Origin of the sequence: Ottowia sp. VDI28 (assembly GCF_049532675.1) — a bacterium.
Classification (GTDB): Bacteria; Pseudomonadota; Gammaproteobacteria; order Burkholderiales; family Burkholderiaceae_C; genus Ottowia.
The window spans coordinates 6403975-6420526 of record NZ_CP149820.1; the positions used below are offsets into that span (position 1 = coordinate 6403975).

The following is a 16552-nucleotide window of genomic DNA, read 5'->3' on the forward strand; positions in this document are numbered from 1 at the left end:
CTGTTAACGAAGAATGGATGCGCCCCCGGCGCGGTGCGTGCGCTTGCCGAGCAGGAGGCTGGGGTGGTTCATGTGGTCCAGTGCGCCTGGACGTAGCGCGGGCTGGAGTGAGCCGTAGCAATTGCTCGGGCGGCCTGGTTCGGGTGGATCGAGTGGCGCAGGTGCGTGAACTGCGCCCTTCAAGGGCATCAGCGCAATGCACTGGGCGGTGAAGCTGTACACCGTGCCGACCTTTTGGTGATGCTGGGCTTCCAGGAAATTGCCCTTGTAGAGAGTGACCAGGTGCCGCTCCACTTCATTCAGAGAGAAGGTGGGCGCCCATTCGCGTGTAAGGCGCAGAACGCCCCACCAGCCGCCCTGCTTGGCGATGGTCAGCCACAGCATGGAACACTCGCGATTGATGCCCTCAGACATGTTGGCCTCCCTGGATGAGCTTGAGAATGCGGTCGCGGTGCATACCGGTGAAGGTGAAGTAGTCCTCAACGGCCTCGACCACAGCCATGCGGCGGGCAACCTTGAAGGCTCGCTCGATGCGGCGCGCGCGGAGCGTGATCCAGGCAAGCGGCGGGCGGCGGTAGTCGGCCTCGGCCATGACCAGGTCGGCGCGGAGCTGGATGACGTTGCCCATCACATGGCCCTCCGGACTGCGCTCAAGGGCGGGTTCAGGGGCGTCGGAGCCAGGCGCAGCTCCAGGGCGTCCAGTTCGGCGCGCAGTTGAGCCATTTGCATCTGATGCAGGGCGTGCTCGCGCAGGATGCATTTGCGCACCTGGCGGATGCGGTACGCCAGCCATTGCTGCCGCACGCGCGTAAGGGCTTTAAACATGCTTCGTCTCCTCTGTTTGAATGGGAATGACCCTGCGCTGCGCGGCGCGCGGCAAAGGCGGCGCGCTGGACGCCAGGTGCTGACAGGATCTGCAGGCCTGCCAGTGCTTCACGTCACGCGGCGTGCTGGGCACCGCGCGGTGTGCGTGGGAGCGGCACTGGTCGGCCGTGATGACTTGCTCCTCGCCGGCCTCAGCCGACAGATGCGGGCACGGGTAGCGGCCGAAGGTGTGAATGACCCGATCGGCGATGCGCTCGGTGCTGGCCGCACCCGTGCCATAGGCCCCGGTGCCGTGCAGCACCTGACTGAGCGCGCCACCGCTGATGCCCAGGGTCTTGGCGATCGCGGACTGCGTGGCGCCTTCGGCATCCACACGCGAACGCAGCAAGGCAAACCACGCCTCGCTCATGTACTGCGGCGTCATTGCTCGGCGCCCTCCCTGCGAAACTTCGCTGGCACCGAATGTGCGGAGGCAAACTCGCTCGGGTGCACTTGCCCCTTGCGCGAGGGCGGTGGCCACCGGCCAAGATCGGCGACCAGCACATAGCGAATGCGCCCCAGCTCACGCTTGGCTGCCACTGCCACTGCCTTGGGCGCATACTTCGCCCACGCCGCCAACAGGGTGCCGATGCGCTTGACCTGCGTGTCGAAGTTCTCCCCGGCGTCAATGAGCGTTTGCGCGGCCTCGATCGACGTGAGCCGCTTGCGAATGCGCAGCAGGTTCCACAGCCGCGTTTCGAGGAGATGCATATCAGGCGCGGGCGCTTTGGGCATGGCTCGCAGTGCAGCCTGGGCTGCATGCAGGCCTTGAGGCGTCACATACCAAGGATTGGTAGTGTTCTTGTTCCTGGCGCGGCGATGTGTGCCGGTGCGTACGTACCCGCGCCCGAGCAAGGTGCCCAGAGCCAGCTCGGCAATGCCCGTCGGGAAATCCGTTTCAGCATCAGATGCCCAGGCACTCAACTCGACTGCGGTGATGGCGCGCTCGGTGCTTTTGACGTTGCGCGCCAGTGCAGCGAGCGCGGGGACAACGAACCACTGAAGAATGGCCATCACACACCTCGCCCCGAAACCATGTGCCCGGTGAAGTCCACGCACAGCGGCTTGCCCTTCACATGGGCGATATCGACCTCTTTCCAGCTATTGGCTTCGGCCCACACTTCGATATTGGCGATGGCGTTGAGCACTTGGCGCATCCGGCCTCTGCTGTCGCGGGCGATCTGTTCCACCAGGGCGGGCGTCAGCGCCACTTCGGCCTTTGCCTTGCATGTGGCCTGAACATCTACCAGGTTGAGCGGGTGAAGCTGCACGATGCGCGCCACGCGGCTGGCAATGTGGTCGTATCGCTGGACGATGGTCGGAAAGTTCTCCATGCCCACAAGGAACACCATCGTTCCGGTCACATCGGAGATGTCGCGGATGGTCTCCAGCTTCGACGCCTGCCTCATGTCGGCGAGGTAGTCGGCCTCATCAACGATCAGGGCCTGCATCGTTTGCGCCAGGTGCCCCGTGATGCGGTTCTCCACATCTTTGGCAGAGCCGCGCACAGCCAGCCCCAAGCCCGTGGCTATATCCTCCAGCATGGAACGTTGGGTCCACACCTTTTTGGCGCGGATGAACACGTGGCCGTTCTCGCTGGCCCAGCGCTCGGTCAGCTCCGATTTGCCGATGCCGTATTTGCCCTGGATCAGCACCAGGCCGGCTTCGCGGGCGCCACGGCGTTCCACGATCTTCTCGGCATCCTTCAGCAGCCGAAAATTTGCTGTTTGCACAAAACCTTTTTTCACCTTACATTCCCCTTCGTTTGGGTCGCTTCAATCAACTCAGGCACGCTCTGTGATGGCTGCAACCATCACAGGGCACTCTTAAAACCGGGCTGTTCGCCCGCGTCATCCCAGGCCAGGCCGCGCGCGGCGTAGTAGTCGGCCAAGCCCTCATAGGCATCACTCGCCACGTACTGGCGCAGCCAGTCCTCATCGCTCGCATCCCATCCGTCACGGTGGCCCATGAGCCACTCGTAGCGGTCGCTCGTGGTGTCGAAGAACGGCCTGGCCGAGGCGGCGGGTATCGCCTCTGCAGCCCTGGGGGAGACATCGACGGCCGGGACCAGGACCACAGGGGCGGTGGGTTCTGGCAAGGTCAGAACGTTCTCCTGCAGGGTGGGGTTCAGCTCGCGCAGCGCCAGCTCGATCTGCTGCTCGCGGCGCTTGATGGCGGCGCGGGCACGCTTTTCCTTCGCCATCTCGATCACCGGAGTCGGGAAGAAGGCGCGGCGGCTTGCGTCGAAGCTCGCATCGCAGACGAACTGGCCTTCGAGCGTGTAGACGCGCACGACGCTCGGATCGTGGATGTCGTAACGCACACTGACCTGGCGCCCATCGACATCGCGGCGCATCAGCTCGGGCGCGGCGTAGCTTTGATTGAAGAAGGTCACCATGCCGCGCTGCGCCGTGCGCAGTACGGCTGGCATGAACATCTCGCGCAGCTCGGCCTGGGTCAGCAGCTCCTGCTCGTCGCGCCTGTATTTCAGCGCCCATGCCTCGGCAGGCGTCATCCGTTTGCGATCCGGCCGCTTGGGCAGTTCGCTGTGGCGGTGCAGATGGTTGTACTCATGTACGGCATCGGCCATTGCCTGGATGAATTGCTCCCAGCTCGGCACCTTGGGCGAGAGTGCAACTACTTCTCCCGTTTGCATGGCGCGTCGCACTGCCCGCTGCTCCTTGGCAAGCTCGGCCGCTACCTTGCGAAAAGTGCCGCCGTCCACGTCTTTGCCCTGATAGCTGCCGAACTCGCGGGCGCAGTTGATGGCGAGCGTCTGCCACAGGCGTTCGATGCCGCCGTGGCCTTGAGGCTTGCCAGGAATGCCGGTGCGGTGATCGATGCCCAGGCGGGCGCAGAGACCGTCAATTGGGCAATCGATCTGCTTGGCGGTCTCGCCCGCGCCGTTGTCGCCGTAAAGGATGGCGGGCGGTCCCCATTGGCCCGTACCGTGGCGGAGCGCATCGCCCACCGCGCGCACGTTCTCGGAGAGGTTCACCGACCAGCCCGTGACAAAGCGGGTGGCGGCGTCGACGCACACGGTGACTTCGGGCGCGAAGGGTGCGCCGTGGTCAGGATGGCGTACCTTGGCTTTAAAGGTGTGGCCGTCGATCAACCAGAGATCGTTGCCCGCCATGTCGTCGGTATGGCGCCATTGGAATGGCAGCTTGGCATCACGCTGCGGACCCGGCGCGTGGCGTGCCTTGATGAGGGCTATGTTGGCCTCATGATCCTTGCCGAGCTTGTCCAGGGCGCGGCGTGCGCGGGCGTAGAGCGGCTTCCATGTGTCGTAGTCCCGGCCGAGCTGGCGCGTGACTTCCTTGGCCGCGCCCGAGAGCTTGCGGAAGCGCGCATCACGGGAGTGATACAGACCGAGCACTGCGGCCACGTCCTGGTCCACATTAATTAATGTGGGTTCGGGTGCGGGCGCGGGCAGCAGGCCCGACCAGCCCTCGGCTCGGAAGATGCCGAGATATCGCTCCAGGGTACGGCTGCTGACCTGGTCGGCGCGGGCACGCTGATTGGCGGCGCGTGCGGTCGCCTGCAGGGCGGCGGATGCCTGACCGCTGGCAAGTTGCAGGGCCACTGTAGCGCAGGCCCGCTTGATGCCGTGAAGGGGCTCCAGGTCCAGCACCATGTTGACCAGCACGAGGCGCGCATCGGCGGTCGCCTTGTCGGTCAGGCTCGGCGGGCGGCGCTTGGGATCGGGCGTGGGGGCCAGCGGGGCCGGTAGCGGCTTCTCAGGAGGAGCGAACGACTCGACCGGTGCGGCGTCGACCTGGGCAAGCGCTGTGGTGGTTGCCTGAGCAACGGCGCGCGCCGTCACGACTGCGCGGGCCTCTGTGGGCAGCGCCGAGGTGTCGTATTCCAGCCCACCACCGAACTTGGACCTTGCCCGCGAAGGGATGCCAAGTCGATCGAGTTTTTCGCGGGTGCGGCGTTCGCTCCCTGGCAATCCAGGAAGACCCGCCAATTCGCGTGCGGTCAGCCAGGTCATGAGCGACCTCCTTTGCGTTTGGTTACCGCCAGTGCTTGAGGGCTGGGATTCGAGGGCAGACCAAGGGTTTGACGGATGACCGCCACCTGCCCAGCCATCCTGGCGGGGCGATAGTTGCTACGCAGCGCAGTGCATACAGCGCTATAGGGAAAATGGAAGCGCGATGCGAACGTCGAGAGTGAGCCGTAGTGCTCTTGAATGAACTTCCGTGCGCTCGCCTCGCCCCAGGGGTTAAGACCAGCTTTCACGACACGCACGGTGCCGTTTGTTGAGACCTTTAACCGGGGTTTCACTTGCCCCTCCGCTTCAGGCCATTCGCCTTCGCTGGTTCATAGTGACCCGGCCAGATTCGGCCCACCGGCTTGCCGATGATTGCGGAAATCGCGTTAGCGACCTTGCGCGAAGTAACCCGGCTGTGAATCACATTACTCACTGTTTGCCGGGACAGGTGCAGAGAGTCAGCGATGGCGGCGGGGGTGGTGCCGCGCATGCGTATCTCTGCTTTGATTTGTTCGGGGTGCATTTCGGTGCTACGCTACTGGTTCAAAAAGAAACGTTTCAGCTTGAACCGTATTCTTGGTTCAATTTGAACCGAAGTCAATAGCACTATGGAAAAAAATTTAGATACTTCCTCCTATGAGCCTTTGACAGTAGATGAGGTAATTCGCCGCATCGCCGAGGCTCTCGGCCCGAACTGGATGGCCGTTATGGAGGTTCAACCTGAAACGGTTCGGACCTGGCGCAAACGCGGCGAAGTGCCGGTGAAGCAACTTCTGCGCGCAGCCCAGAAGTCAGGCAGGCAGGTGGAGCACTTCAATAGCCCCGATGCACCGAAAAGTCAGCCAAGCGAATCGCCTGCGGCTGAAGACGACGAGTTCACCCAGATCGACATGCTTGGCGCGCGCATCAGTGCTGGACACGGTGCTGTCAACGGGGCGCATAAAGTCATTGGAAAGTTCGCCTTCCGTACTTCGTGGCTTCAATCCAAGGGGCTCAACAAGCGCAATGCAAAAATCGTGCGTGTCCGAGGTCGATCCATGGCTGACCGGATCAACGACGGCGATATTCTGCTAATCAACACCTCCATCAATACGCTCACCCAAGACGGGATTCACGTCATCGAGCTAGACGGAGAGGACTACGTGAAGCTGTTGCAGCGAGATTTCACAACGGGTGGCGTGCGTGTCATTAGCTACAACCCGGACTACCCTTTGCAGGTGCTTGAAGGCGAGGCCGTCAATCGGCTAAGGATTGTTGGAAGGGTGATTTGGCACGGCGGTGAGCTTTAAATTCAATAAGGTTTTAAGGGAGGGAGTTATGCGTATCAAGGCATTGATCGTTGTCGCTGCATTGGTTGTTGCGTCACCGGCCTGGGCTATCTACAAATGCACGAAAGCGGACGGTCGGGTGGCGCTCCAGGACGCCCCTTGTGACAACAGCGCCAAGACATCCGAGCAGATCAAAGTGCGTAGTGGCACGAACGTCATGGAAAGTGGCAGAGGAACCAGAATTGCGGTGGAGCCGAATACAGCTCTCAAGGGGCCTGCCGAGGCCGCAGCGCTATTGACGCTGTACCGCCGCTGGGCCGACGCCGAGCGGTTGGCATTCACGACTTCTCGCATTGCGCTGGCTACGCCCATTGCGACTTTGCAAGCGATCAAGCGTGAGGCCGAGAGCCTGACTGTTCCTAGCTGCTTGACACAGGCTAAGGAAGCGATCAACACATTGATCTCAAAGTCAAACGATGCCATTCTGCAATTCGCCGGAAAAGAGGAATTGACCGCCGTCGCATACACAACGGTCGAGCGGCCAAAGCTGATTCCTCGCTTCGAGCGAGAGGTGGAAGGTGCGAAATGCACATCCGCTCAGGCCGCCAAGTAGCGCGCTACATGAGGCCGACACGTGTCGATCTTGCCTGGATCTCTGATGATGTGTTAACGTAATCGGCGCCCCGCTGACTCTCATGGGCCGACATATGTCGGCCTTAGTTTTTCTGCCTGCCGCGATGACAGTCGTGGCATGGCAAGCGCATCCTCCCTCGGCAAAGCAGTAGTCCGATTCGGCATCCCACTGGTACTGGGCGGGGCGGGCTATGTCACCTTCATCTCGGGCGCCGAAGACGGCCCGCCCAAGCCGAGCGGCGCGCCCCAGTTTAAAAACGTGGTCTATTCCGACAGGTTGGCGGGCAACCTCCCCACGGCGTGCGTGGGCCTCACCAAGTTCAGTAGCCCTGTTCCTGTCGTGCTCGGTGACTACTGGTCCGATGAGCAATGCGTGGCCGTCGGCAGCCAGGTGCTCGCCAAGGGCCAGGCCCGGGTGCTTGACTGCATCCACGTTCCGGTAACGCAGCCCATCCTCGACAGCTTTTCCAGCCACGGCCACAACAACGGGGAAGTCTCCACCTGCGTGAGCCGCGCGATGGGGCTGCTCAACGCCAAGCGCTACGAGGAAGCCTGCAATGCCCTGGCTCATGGTCCTGACGGAAAGCCCGCATGGAGTTATGTCAAGACTGGGCGCCGCGATGCCCAGGGTGCCTGGGAGTACCGATTCGTCCAGGGCCTCTACAACCGGCGTTTGAAAGAGCGCAGCTACTGCTTGAAGGGCGTGGTTGAACTCCGCGCCCGCTACGACTTTGCAACCGGCACATGGAAGGCGGAGGGCCAGAAATGAAGCGCTTTTTTAAAGTCCTGGGCATCGCTGCCCTAGTTCTGATCGTGGTCATCGTCGCGACGGCCGTGCTCTTTGTCACCACGTTCTGCGGCGGGCACCCACATGGGTTGTGCTGATCATGGCTACACGCGCGCTCGCCGCTCTGGTTTTGGCTATCGGCCTCATTTCTGGCGGCTACTGGTGGGGCCACACGGCCACCGACAACGCATGGGCCGCACGCCAGGCAAAGGCCGACCGAAAGGCCGACGAAGAACTCGCCAAGGCCAACGAGCGAGCCGACCAGGCCGCCGCCCAATACCTCAATGAACACCTGGACCAGGAAGCCCGCTATGCAGACCTTGATGCCAAGTACCGAGAGCTTCGCTCGCGTCATCCTCTTGTTGTTCGCCGCCCTGATCCTGTGGCGCCTGGGCCGAACCAGTGCGCGAGCCAGGGAGCGGTACCACCTGAGGTGGGCGTTGATCGCGACCCTGATCGCCTCACTTTGGCTGCTGTCCGCATGTGGAACGGTGCCCTCACGGGCGCCGACGCCCCTGCCAGTGCCTGCGGCCTTGCTGGTGCCGCCGAGGGAGCCGATTCCGCTTGTTCCGAAGACTCCGGCCTCACGCTCGATGACGCCTGGGCCAACCACCGCGCCAACGCCAAAACCTGCCTGGAAGATCGGCAGCGTTACCGCGCCCTGATTGATTTATTGAAGAAGCGCCAATCACCATGAGCGAACAAACTAACAACGATCGCCGCCAGGAGCTGCTGCTGCTTGGGCAAATCCACGGAATGGTTCAGTCCCTGAAAGACGGCCAGGACCAGCAAAACCGCCGTATGGATCGCATGGAGCAGCGCATGGAGGAGCACTACAACGGCCTGGATGAGCGCCTGCGAGAAGTCGAGAAGAAGGCCGCCGTGGCCGGTGCTGTCTCGGGCGGCGCCGTCGCCATTGGCACCGCCCTGGTGGTCGAGGGCATCAGGCAGTTCATTCGTGGTGGCGGTGGCCCTGGCCTGGGGAACTGATGGCACACCCGGGAGAAAAGCGCATCCAGCTCCGAGGCCTGTATGTCCACCAGCGCCTGCCGATGGAGACCGCTTGCAAGAAGCTCGGCGTGCCACGAAGCACGGCCAATCGCTGGAAGCAAGAGGCCGCTGACAAGGGTGACGACTGGGACACCGTGCGTGCGGCCGTGGCGCTGGGCGATGACAACTTTGCCTCGCTCTCAAAGAAGCTGCTCGAAGACTACCTGGTGCAGCACCAGGCCACCATGGATCTGCTGCGCGAAGCCGAGGACATGGGGCCGCGTGAGCGTGCCGAAACGCTCGCCAGCATGAGCGACAGCTTCAACAAGACGATGGCGTCGTTTAAACGCCTGGCCCCTGACCTTGATCGCCAGGCCGTGCAGATCGACGTGCTGCAGCGCTTCGTCGCGTTTGCCAAGGCGAAGTTTCCCCAGCACTTGCAGGCCATGGCCGAGATGCTGGAGCCGTTTGGCGAAGAGCTGGCGAAAGTGAGGTGACATGTTCAAGTGGTTTCTGCTCATGGTTTTCGGTTGGGCGTGTCTCTATGCAGCGCTCGGCATCGTCCTGGGCGCTGTCGGCCAGTGAGCTGAGATGGCAAAGAGCACAAAGGACTTCCTTGCCGGCCTGACCGCGTTGGCCGACGATCTGCGCCGCCAGATCGACGCCAACATGGATGGTTGGGACGTGAGCGGCGAGGCCATTGCCGAGCGCCGCCGCAAGGTCTGCGATCCGGTGAATGGCTTCGAGTATTGGGACCGTAACTACTTCCCCCACTACGGCCGGGCCGAGCCGAGCGAGCTGCACAAGTATCTGTACAAGCGCCTGCCCGAGATCATCAACAGTCCGGCCGGCCAGCGTGATGCCATCGCAGCACCTCGGGGCGAAGCGAAGTCCACGAAGATCAGCATGTCGTTCGTCGCCTGGTGCATCGTCACTGGGGCGAAGTGGTACGCCATCATCGTGATGGACGCCTTCGAGCAAGCCGCTGAGATGCTCGAAGCCATCAAGGCCGAGCTGGAAGCCAACCCGCGTATCGCGAGCGACTTCCCGGAAGCGGCCGGCCAGGGCAAGGTATGGCGTGCGGGCGTGATCGTCACGGCCAACGGCCGCAAGGTGGAAGCCTTCGGCAGCAGCAAGAAGATTCGCGGCCGGCGCCATGGTGCCCACCGGCCGGATCTGGCGATCTGCGACGACATCGAGAATGACGAGAACGTCAACACGCCCGCGCAACGCGACAAGTTGCAGGCGTTCGTCACGAAGTCGGTTCTGTCACTCGGCCCGCCGGATGACAGCATGGATGCGATCCTGGTTGGCACCGTGCTCCACTATGACAGTGTGCTGGCGCGGTTCTTGAAAAACCCGCTCTGGAATCGGAAGGTTTTCAAGGCCATCATCAGTTGGCCTGATCGCATGGATCTGTGGGAGCAGTTCGAAGGCCTGCTACTCAACGCTGAAACCCCGCAGCTCGGCGAGGCCGCTGCCATGGCCCTGTACCGCGAGCACCAGGCCGAGATGGACAAAGGCGCAACGGTGAGCTGGCCTGCGTTGCGCCCCCTGGTCAAGCTCATGCTCCGCCGTGCGCGTGAAGGCCATGCGGCATTCGACAGCGAACAGCAGAACGACCCGGTAGCGGGCGAAGACGCCCCCTTTGCCAACAGCATTCGGTTCTGGGTGAACCGCCTGGCCGAGTGGATCTTCTACGGCGCCTGCGATCCCAGCTTAGGTAAGGCCGGGAACAGCCGCGATCCCAGCGCCATCGGTGTGGGCGGCTACAACCGAGAGACCGGCATTCTGGATGTGGTCGAGGCTGTCATCAAGAAGCGCGTACCCGACCGGATCATCAGCGATGTCATCGAGATGCAGCGGGAGTACTGCTGCGTCGTGTGGGGTTTCGAGAGCGTGCAGTTCCAAGAGTTTCTGCGCACCGAGCTGGTCAAGCGCAGCGCCCTGCTTGGTGTTCCTGTTCCTGCGCGCGCCTTGATCCCGATCAGCGACAAGCTGCTGCGCATCGAAAGCCTCCAGCCGCACATGCACAACGGCCTGCTTCGCCTGCATAGCAGCCAGACCACGCTGATCGATATGTTCCGCCACTTCCCCAAGGCTGACCACGATGACGGTCCTGACATGGTGCAGATGCTGTGGATGCTCGCTGTGACGGGCGGTGTGGCATCTATGGCACAGGGCGGCAATACCCAGCAACCCCAAACGGCGCGAGAGCGCTATGCACGCCAGGCGGCGCGCATGTTCCGGAGACCCTCATGAATGAAGCACAACAAAACCTCCTCTTGGTCCGTGGCGCCATCTACGCCTTGCCCGATGCCGATCGCAAAGGCGTGGAGCTGGCTGCAGTGAAACTGCGTGAAGTAGTGGCACTGCACAATGATCTTGGCAAGATGGCCATTGTCCTAGTGGCGTCCGAACTCGCCGCCGAGGAGTGACCATGGGTTTCATCGACCGCTTTAAATCTGCCTTGGGCTGGGGTGAGGAAACGCCTGCTGCAGTGACTGAGCGCCCCGTACGCGAAGCCGCGGTTGCCCAAGGCAATGATGACGATGCAGGCTGGCGCCGTCTCTCGGGTGACGGCCTGGCTGGCATGAATGACCGCGACCTGGCGCCCATGGCCCAGGACCGCATGCAGAAGCTCGCAGAGTATCTGTGGCAGAGCAACCTGCTTGCCAACCGCCTGGTGGAGCTGCCTCTGGCGTACCTGCTGGCCGAAGGTGTCACGCTGCAATGTTCCGATGAGGAACACCAGAAGCTCCTTAACGCATTCTGGAGCGACCCCATCAACAATTGGCCCATGAAGCTCGAAGGTCGCGTGCGCGCCCTGGGCCTGCTTGGTGAGCAGTGCTTCATCGCCAATGTGCGCGAGGGCGATGGCTTCGTGCGCCTTGGCTATCTTGACCCGCGCCAGATCGCCACTGTGGTCAACGATCCCAGCAATCCAGAGCAGCCGATCGGCGTGGTGACCAAGCGGGACAACCGAGGCCGCCAGTACAAGTACCGCGTAGTGGTGTTGGGCAAGGATTCGGATCTTTTCAACTCGAACACGGTGCGTATCCGCGAGCAGGACTTCACGGATGGTGAATTGCTGCTGTTCCAGGTCAACAAGTTCCCGAACGGCAGCCGTGGCCGTTCGGACCTGCTGGGGCAGATGGATTGGCTGGATGCCTATGACGGTTTCCTGTTCTCAGAGCTGGACCGCATTGACTACCTGCGCCGCTTCGTGTGGGACGTAACACTCAAGGGTGCGGACGATGCAGCAGTGGCGAAGTTCGAGAAGAAGTTCGTCCCGCCCGCCCCTAACAGTTCGTTCGTCCACAATGACCAGGTCGAGCTGAAGGCAACGTCGCCCGAGTTGCAAGCGGCCGATACAACCCAGAGCGCCCGCCTGATCCGCAACCATGTCCTGGGCGGCGCCACGGTGCCCGAGCATTGGTTCGGCGGTGGCGGCGATGTGAACCGGGCTGCAGCGTCAGAAATGGGTGAGCCCACTTTCAAGATGTACAGCATGCGGCAGGGCTTTCTGAAGCGGATGCTGGAAGAAATCGGCCGCTATGTGCTCTGGTCCGCCGCTGACACGCGTAGCATTGCGCCAGACTGGGCAGACGAAAAGTGGCAGGTCACGGCCGTTTTTCCTGAGCTGCTCAATCGCGATTTGACCAAGTTCGCGTCGGCGATGCAGACTGTGGTCGCAGCCGTGATCCAGATGATCGATGCCGGGCTGCTTACCGAGGAAACCGCCCTCAAGATCGTGGCCGACGTAGCCCAACGCTTCGGCCAGGACTTCGATGCCAAGGCCGAGCTGGAAGCCGCACGCAAGGAAGCGGCTGACCGCAAGGCCAGGCGCCAGGCCGAGGACAGCTTCAACCTGTCCGCAGATCTGCGCGCTGCCCTGGAGGCCGGCCAGGCTGGAACATCCACCGGTGCAGGATCTGGCAAGAATGTTCCAACCCCTGGTGATCCCTCTGCAGGCGCCCAGTGACCCCGGAACAAAAGCGCTTTGAGGCCGCTTTAAAGGAGCACCTGGCCGATCGGGCCAGGCTGCTGCTGGGGGCGGATCAGCGCGTCATCGCCATGCTGCGCGATGCGTACACGCAGATCACGCAGCAGCTCGCGGCCCAGCCTGCTGACTGGCAGCAGTGGCACCTCAATCGGCTACGCGACCAGCTCGAAACCATTCTCACGGCCACCGGCAACCAGGCCGGCGCGGCCGTCAGCCTGGCGCTCAAGGACAGTTGGCAGCAAGGCGAGGACTTCGTAGACAAGCCGCTGGGCGCTGCAGGCATGAATGTGGAGCTGCGCCTCGGCGCTCTCGATACCCGCGTGCTGTCGGCCATGCAAAGCTTCGGCATCGATCGCATGAAGGCCGTCACGGCCGAGGCCGGCACCAAGATCGGGCAGCAGCTCGGGCTAGTCACGATCGGCGGCGTCACGCCATTCGAAGCCATCAAGGCCGTGCAAGGGGTGCTTGGCAGCGACTCCCCAGCCCGCGCCTCAATGATCGTCCACACCGAGGTCAGCAGGGCTTTTGCTGTGGCCGGCAATGCGCGCGTGATCCAGGCCAAGCCCCTGGTACCTGGCCTGGGCAAGCAATGGCGCCGTAGCGGCAAGATTCACAGCCGGTGGTTCCATGACCTCATGGACGGCCAGGTAGTTGACGCCGATGCGACTTTCAAGGTGCCCAACCCCGGAGGCGGCTTCAACATGATGCAGTGCCCGCATGATCCTTCAGCCCCTGTCGAGCAGGTGATCCGCTGCGGGTGTATCTCACTTCCGTGGCTCAAGGGTTGGAAGGTCCAAACGCCGAAAGCCAAGCCCTTCTCGGAGCGCGAGCTGGCTCTCGATGGCCGGAAAGCGGCGCTTGACCAGGCGGCCAAAAAGGCGGGCAGGAGGCAGGAATGAGGGTGGCGGGCTACGGGCGTTTAAACGCCTTCGAAGCGGCAACCCCCGCAGGATGCTCCAAAAAGGGCGCTGCGGGCGATTTAAAGGGGGTTTAAACGGGTTGCGGGGGCTGGGGCGCGGTGAGACTGTCTATCTCTCCCTGGAGGTACCCGGCCTGGAAGGCCATCCACAAACCCTCCTCTAATATCTCGTCGGAGGTTTTCTGCGTGGTGCTCAGACGCGCCTGCGGTGAGTTCAGCCAACGTTGAAACGCGGCATACTTCTGTGCAAATTCCTCGTGTTCCATGGTGCTCTTCCTGGCGAGATGGGAGTGTCTCGCAATCCTCGTGAATTTGCTACCTCAAATTGTGTCGTGGTAGTCTGAAGGCACTCCCCTCTCCATCCGGGCCGACGCATGTCGGCCTTAGTTTTTTGTGCCCCCACCGGCACAGTCACTCCACCCGCAACCGCCGCACCGCGCGGCCCATCTGCATGGAGTGATCGATGACCGACCCGAACAAGAAGCCGCCCGAGGGCGACAACACCGACAAGCAGCTCACCGCTGCAGAGGCCGCCAAGCGCGTGCGCCGCACTGTCACCGAAGTGGTGGACGGCAAGGAGGGTAAGACCACGCGAACCAAGGAAGTGGAGGTCAAGGCCAGCGAGGTGCTCTCCTCCCGTGACTACGGCACCCACGTCGTCGTAGTGACCCGCGACGGCCAGAAGCTCACCGGCGAGTAATCGGCCGTGAAGATCAAGCTCATTCCTGCAGGCCTCGGCTTCGCGCGCCTCACTGAGGCTGTGACGACCGAGTACGGCCAGCTCATTGACCTGGTGCGCCAGGCCGTGCGCGACAAGCTGCGCCTGGCGGCCAACGGTGACTACTACGTGGACGTACGCGGCATCTGGCCCGAGCGCGTGGTGGTGGCGTTCAAGGGGCGTCTTTACAGCTACGTCTACACCATCGCCGACGACAACACCGTCACTTTGGGTGATGCCTCGGAGGTCGTTGCGGACTTCGCGCCTGTGGGCGCCGCTCCGGCTCCCGCTCCTACACCTGCACCGGCCCCATCGGTTGCCGCTGTGCGCGAAGCCACTGATGGCTCAGTGGTGAGCTTCCGCGAAGCAGCGGACGGCTCCATCGAAGTCACCATCGTCAAGGCTGGTCGAAGCGGCAACCGCAACTACTACCCTGATGCCACGTTACGCGAAGCTGCGCCCCAGTTCGAAGGCGTTCGCGTTTTCGCCAAGTCCGATGCCGACCACACCTCTGGCAAAGGCAAGGACGTACGGAACCTGATCGGTGGCATCTATGGGGTCCGCTTCGTGGAGGGCAAGTCTACCGACACCGGCGCTCTGGTGGGCACCTTCAAGGCGATCGATCCGGCCGACAAGGCCGTGACCAAGATGGTTGAAGCAGTCAAGCGCGGCATGCAGGGATTGCTGGGCCTGTCCATTGACGCCTTCGCCCGCACCCGGCCGCGCCAGGTGGGCAAGGAACGCCTCACCGAGGCCGTCAAGTTCACCAAGGTGGTCTCCGTTGACCTGATTGTCGAGCCGGGCGCTGGTGGCGGCCTGGATCGTCTGACCGAAGCCGCCGCCGATCCCACTACCAACGAAGGAAGCAATATGCCTCTCTGGAAACAACGCCTTCTCGAAGCCATCAAGGCCAAAGACCCGGCGAAACACGCCACGATCAACGTGGACACGATCACCGATGATGAGGTGGTCAACCTGCACGAAGCCGTCTGTGGCCCCCTGGTGCCCGAGCCTGGCACCCAGCGTGTGACCGAGGCGCAAGGCGACAACACGCCGATCACGCGCGCCGACCTGCAGGTGTTCGAGCTGCGTGGTGCCGCCCGCGAGCGCATCAGTACGGCCAAGTTACCGCAGGCCTCCAAGGATCGCCTTCTGGCACAGGTCGCCACGGCTGGCGCGGATCGCCTCACCGAAGCCGCCGTGGTCGACCTCATCAAGGGCGAAGGCGACTACGTGGCTCGCGTGACTGAGAGCGGCTCGGTGCGCGTGCCGATGTTCGGCAATGGCTCCATCGAAGTGGGCGACCGCAGCCTGACGATGAAAGACATGCTCGATGCCTTCTGGGACCCGGACCACAAGGATCACGGCCGCGTGCAGTCATTCAAGGAGTGCTACATCGAGATGACGGGCGATCGCTTGATCACGGGCCGGATGCGCGAGTGCGATCAGTCTCGCCTGGTCGAGTCTCTTGGCAGTTCTACGCTGGGTGAAGTTCTGGGCGACAGCATCACGCGTCGCATGGTGGCCGAGTACCGCGCTGCGGTGGATTTCGACGGCTGGCGGCAGATTGCCAATGTGGTGCCCGTGTCGGACTTCCGGGTGCAGCACCGCACGCGCTGGGGCGGTTACGGCGATCTGCCCGTGGTCGCCGAGTCCGCTGACTACCAGCCCCTGACCAGCCCAGGCGATGAGGAGGCCACCTACCAGCCGGGCAAGCGCGGTGGCACGGAGGACGTGACGCTGGAGATGATCACCAACGATGATGTGGGTGCGATCCGGCGCATCCCTACCAAGCTCTCGCGCGCCGCCAAGCGGACGCTTGCCAAGTTCGTGTTCGATTTCCTGCGCAGCAACGCCGCGATCTACGACACGAAGGCATTGTTCCATGCGGACCACGCTAACCTGTTCACTGCGGCGCTGTCCAAGGCCGAGCTGGCGATTCACCGTCTGGCGATGCTCAAGCAGACCGAGCTTTCCAGCAACGATCGCATCGGCATCACGCCGACTCGCCTGATCGTGCCGGTCGAGCTGCAGGAAACCGCCGTCGATCTGTTCAAGCTGTCCACCAACAATGAGAAGACGTTCATCCAGTCACTGACGATGAACATCATCCCGGTCTGGTACTGGACGGATGCCAACGATTGGTGCACTGCCGCCGATCCGGCTGACATTCCGGGCATCGAGATGGGCTTCTTGAACGGCCAGCAGGAGCCCGAGCTGTTCGTTCAGGACGCGCCCAACGTGGGCTCCATGTTCTCGGCCGACAAGCTCACCTACAAGATCCGCCACATCTACGGCGGCGCCGTCACCGACTACCGCGCCTTCACCAAGGCAGTGGTGGCTTGAACACCTGAAGGGAGAAAGGCACGC

Annotated in this window: 20 protein-coding genes; 12 read left to right on the top strand and 8 right to left on the bottom strand. The window is 62.7% G+C overall.

Features of this window, described 5'->3' with window-relative positions:
• Positions 1 to 3: 3 nt before the first annotated feature.
• The 8 genes from WJU18_RS30415 to WJU18_RS30450 form a co-directional block, all read right to left on the bottom strand.
• Positions 4 to 414 (bottom strand): hypothetical protein, encoded by a 411-nt coding sequence (locus tag WJU18_RS30415; RefSeq protein ID WP_423458009.1) that lies wholly within the window; start codon positions 412 to 414, stop codon positions 4 to 6.
• Positions 407 to 628, bottom strand: coding sequence for a hypothetical protein (locus WJU18_RS30420; RefSeq protein WP_423458010.1), 222 nt, complete (start codon positions 626 to 628; stop codon positions 407 to 409). Before WJU18_RS30420 ends, WJU18_RS30415 begins: the two co-directional genes overlap by 8 nt.
• Positions 628 to 825, bottom strand: a complete 198-nt coding sequence (locus tag WJU18_RS30425) for a hypothetical protein (RefSeq protein WP_423458011.1) — start codon at positions 823 to 825, stop codon at positions 628 to 630. The genes WJU18_RS30420 and WJU18_RS30425 overlap by 1 nt, the downstream gene beginning before the upstream one ends.
• Positions 818 to 1249, bottom strand: a complete 432-nt coding sequence (locus tag WJU18_RS30430; protein WP_423458012.1) for a hypothetical protein — start codon at positions 1247 to 1249, stop codon at positions 818 to 820. The genes WJU18_RS30425 and WJU18_RS30430 overlap by 8 nt, the downstream gene beginning before the upstream one ends.
• Positions 1246 to 1878 carry a hypothetical protein gene (locus WJU18_RS30435; protein ID WP_423458013.1) on the bottom strand — a complete coding sequence of 211 codons (633 nt, stop codon included), beginning with the start codon at positions 1876 to 1878 and terminating at the stop codon, positions 1246 to 1248. The genes WJU18_RS30430 and WJU18_RS30435 overlap by 4 nt, the downstream gene beginning before the upstream one ends.
• A complete protein-coding gene (locus tag WJU18_RS30440; RefSeq protein ID WP_423458014.1) occupies positions 1878 to 2597 on the bottom strand; it encodes an AAA family ATPase in 720 nt (239 codons plus the stop codon). The genes WJU18_RS30435 and WJU18_RS30440 overlap by 1 nt, the downstream gene beginning before the upstream one ends.
• Positions 2598 to 2677: 80 nt before the next feature.
• Complete coding sequence (locus WJU18_RS30445) at positions 2678 to 4861, bottom strand: Mu transposase C-terminal domain-containing protein (RefSeq protein ID WP_423458015.1); 2184 nt, start codon at positions 4859 to 4861, stop codon at positions 2678 to 2680.
• 289 nt (positions 4862 to 5150) lie between these two features.
• The gene (locus tag WJU18_RS30450; RefSeq protein ID WP_423458016.1) at positions 5151 to 5384 is read right to left on the bottom strand and encodes a helix-turn-helix domain-containing protein; all 234 of its coding nucleotides are present in this window, start codon (positions 5382 to 5384) and stop codon (positions 5151 to 5153) included.
• Between the two features lie 85 nt (positions 5385 to 5469).
• On the opposite strand from WJU18_RS30450, the gene WJU18_RS30455 reads away from it, so the two are divergent.
• The 12 genes from WJU18_RS30455 (at position 5470) to WJU18_RS30510 (ending at position 16528) form a co-directional block, all read left to right on the top strand.
• Positions 5470 to 6150 (top strand): S24 family peptidase, encoded by a 681-nt coding sequence (locus WJU18_RS30455; RefSeq protein WP_423458017.1) that lies wholly within the window; start codon positions 5470 to 5472, stop codon positions 6148 to 6150.
• A gap of 28 nt (positions 6151 to 6178) precedes the next feature.
• Positions 6179 to 6742: a hypothetical protein gene (locus WJU18_RS30460; protein WP_423458018.1), complete on the top strand. Its 564-nt coding sequence runs from the start codon at positions 6179 to 6181 to the stop codon at positions 6740 to 6742.
• A gap of 138 nt (positions 6743 to 6880) precedes the next feature.
• On the top strand, positions 6881 to 7531 hold the full coding sequence (locus WJU18_RS30465; RefSeq protein WP_423458019.1) for a lysozyme: 651 nt from the start codon (positions 6881 to 6883) through the stop codon (positions 7529 to 7531).
• Between the two features lie 118 nt (positions 7532 to 7649).
• Positions 7650 to 8246 carry a hypothetical protein gene (locus WJU18_RS30470; protein ID WP_423458020.1) on the top strand — a complete coding sequence of 199 codons (597 nt, stop codon included), beginning with the start codon at positions 7650 to 7652 and terminating at the stop codon, positions 8244 to 8246.
• Positions 8243 to 8539, top strand: coding sequence for a hypothetical protein (locus WJU18_RS30475; protein ID WP_423458021.1), 297 nt, complete (start codon positions 8243 to 8245; stop codon positions 8537 to 8539). The genes WJU18_RS30470 and WJU18_RS30475 overlap by 4 nt, the downstream gene beginning before the upstream one ends.
• Positions 8539 to 9036 (top strand): DUF1804 family protein, encoded by a 498-nt coding sequence (locus tag WJU18_RS30480; RefSeq protein ID WP_423458022.1) that lies wholly within the window; start codon positions 8539 to 8541, stop codon positions 9034 to 9036. Before WJU18_RS30475 ends, WJU18_RS30480 begins: the two co-directional genes overlap by 1 nt.
• Positions 9037 to 9130: 94 nt before the next feature.
• Complete coding sequence (gene terL / locus WJU18_RS30485; RefSeq protein ID WP_423458023.1) at positions 9131 to 10801, top strand: phage terminase large subunit; 1671 nt, start codon at positions 9131 to 9133, stop codon at positions 10799 to 10801.
• A complete protein-coding gene (locus WJU18_RS30490) occupies positions 10798 to 10977 on the top strand; it encodes a hypothetical protein (RefSeq protein ID WP_423458024.1) in 180 nt (59 codons plus the stop codon). Before terL ends, WJU18_RS30490 begins: the two co-directional genes overlap by 4 nt.
• 2 nt (positions 10978 to 10979) lie before the next feature.
• On the top strand, positions 10980 to 12524 hold the full coding sequence (locus WJU18_RS30495) for a hypothetical protein (RefSeq protein WP_423458025.1): 1545 nt from the start codon (positions 10980 to 10982) through the stop codon (positions 12522 to 12524).
• Entirely contained in the window at positions 12521 to 13444 is a 924-nt protein-coding gene (locus WJU18_RS30500; protein WP_423458026.1) for a hypothetical protein, read from the top strand. The genes WJU18_RS30495 and WJU18_RS30500 overlap by 4 nt, the downstream gene beginning before the upstream one ends.
• 483 nt (positions 13445 to 13927) lie before the next feature.
• Positions 13928 to 14164 (top strand): hypothetical protein, encoded by a 237-nt coding sequence (locus WJU18_RS30505; protein ID WP_423458027.1) that lies wholly within the window; start codon positions 13928 to 13930, stop codon positions 14162 to 14164.
• A 6-nt stretch (positions 14165 to 14170) separates the two neighbouring features.
• The gene (locus WJU18_RS30510) at positions 14171 to 16528 is read left to right on the top strand and encodes a hypothetical protein (protein WP_423458028.1); all 2358 of its coding nucleotides are present in this window, start codon (positions 14171 to 14173) and stop codon (positions 16526 to 16528) included.
• Positions 16529 to 16552 lie beyond the last annotated feature (24 nt).

Bases quoted from the DNA above. Each gene is read 5' to 3' on its own strand.
- WJU18_RS30415 (WP_423458009.1), bottom strand. From the start codon at position 414: ATGTCTGAGGGCATCAATCGCGAGTGTTCCATGCTGTGGCTGACCATC.
- WJU18_RS30420 (WP_423458010.1), bottom strand. From the start codon at position 628: ATGGGCAACGTCATCCAGCTCCGCGCCGACCTGGTCATGGCCGAGGCC.
- WJU18_RS30425 (WP_423458011.1), bottom strand. From the start codon at position 825: ATGTTTAAAGCCCTTACGCGCGTGCGGCAGCAATGGCTGGCGTACCGC.
- WJU18_RS30430 (WP_423458012.1), bottom strand. From the start codon at position 1,249: ATGACGCCGCAGTACATGAGCGAGGCGTGGTTTGCCTTGCTGCGTTCG.
- WJU18_RS30435 (WP_423458013.1), bottom strand. From the start codon at position 1,878: ATGGCCATTCTTCAGTGGTTCGTTGTCCCCGCGCTCGCTGCACTGGCG.
- WJU18_RS30445 (WP_423458015.1), bottom strand. From the start codon at position 4,861: ATGACCTGGCTGACCGCACGCGAATTGGCGGGTCTTCCTGGATTGCCA.
- WJU18_RS30450 (WP_423458016.1), bottom strand. From the start codon at position 5,384: ATGCACCCCGAACAAATCAAAGCAGAGATACGCATGCGCGGCACCACC.
- WJU18_RS30455 (WP_423458017.1), top strand. From the start codon at position 5,470: ATGGAAAAAAATTTAGATACTTCCTCCTATGAGCCTTTGACAGTAGAT.
- WJU18_RS30460 (WP_423458018.1), top strand. From the start codon at position 6,179: ATGCGTATCAAGGCATTGATCGTTGTCGCTGCATTGGTTGTTGCGTCA.
- WJU18_RS30465 (WP_423458019.1), top strand. From the start codon at position 6,881: ATGGCAAGCGCATCCTCCCTCGGCAAAGCAGTAGTCCGATTCGGCATC.
- WJU18_RS30470 (WP_423458020.1), top strand. From the start codon at position 7,650: ATGGCTACACGCGCGCTCGCCGCTCTGGTTTTGGCTATCGGCCTCATT.
- WJU18_RS30475 (WP_423458021.1), top strand. From the start codon at position 8,243: ATGAGCGAACAAACTAACAACGATCGCCGCCAGGAGCTGCTGCTGCTT.
- WJU18_RS30480 (WP_423458022.1), top strand. From the start codon at position 8,539: ATGGCACACCCGGGAGAAAAGCGCATCCAGCTCCGAGGCCTGTATGTC.
- terL (WP_423458023.1), top strand. From the start codon at position 9,131: ATGGCAAAGAGCACAAAGGACTTCCTTGCCGGCCTGACCGCGTTGGCC.
- WJU18_RS30490 (WP_423458024.1), top strand. From the start codon at position 10,798: ATGAATGAAGCACAACAAAACCTCCTCTTGGTCCGTGGCGCCATCTAC.
- WJU18_RS30495 (WP_423458025.1), top strand. From the start codon at position 10,980: ATGGGTTTCATCGACCGCTTTAAATCTGCCTTGGGCTGGGGTGAGGAA.
- WJU18_RS30505 (WP_423458027.1), top strand. From the start codon at position 13,928: ATGACCGACCCGAACAAGAAGCCGCCCGAGGGCGACAACACCGACAAG.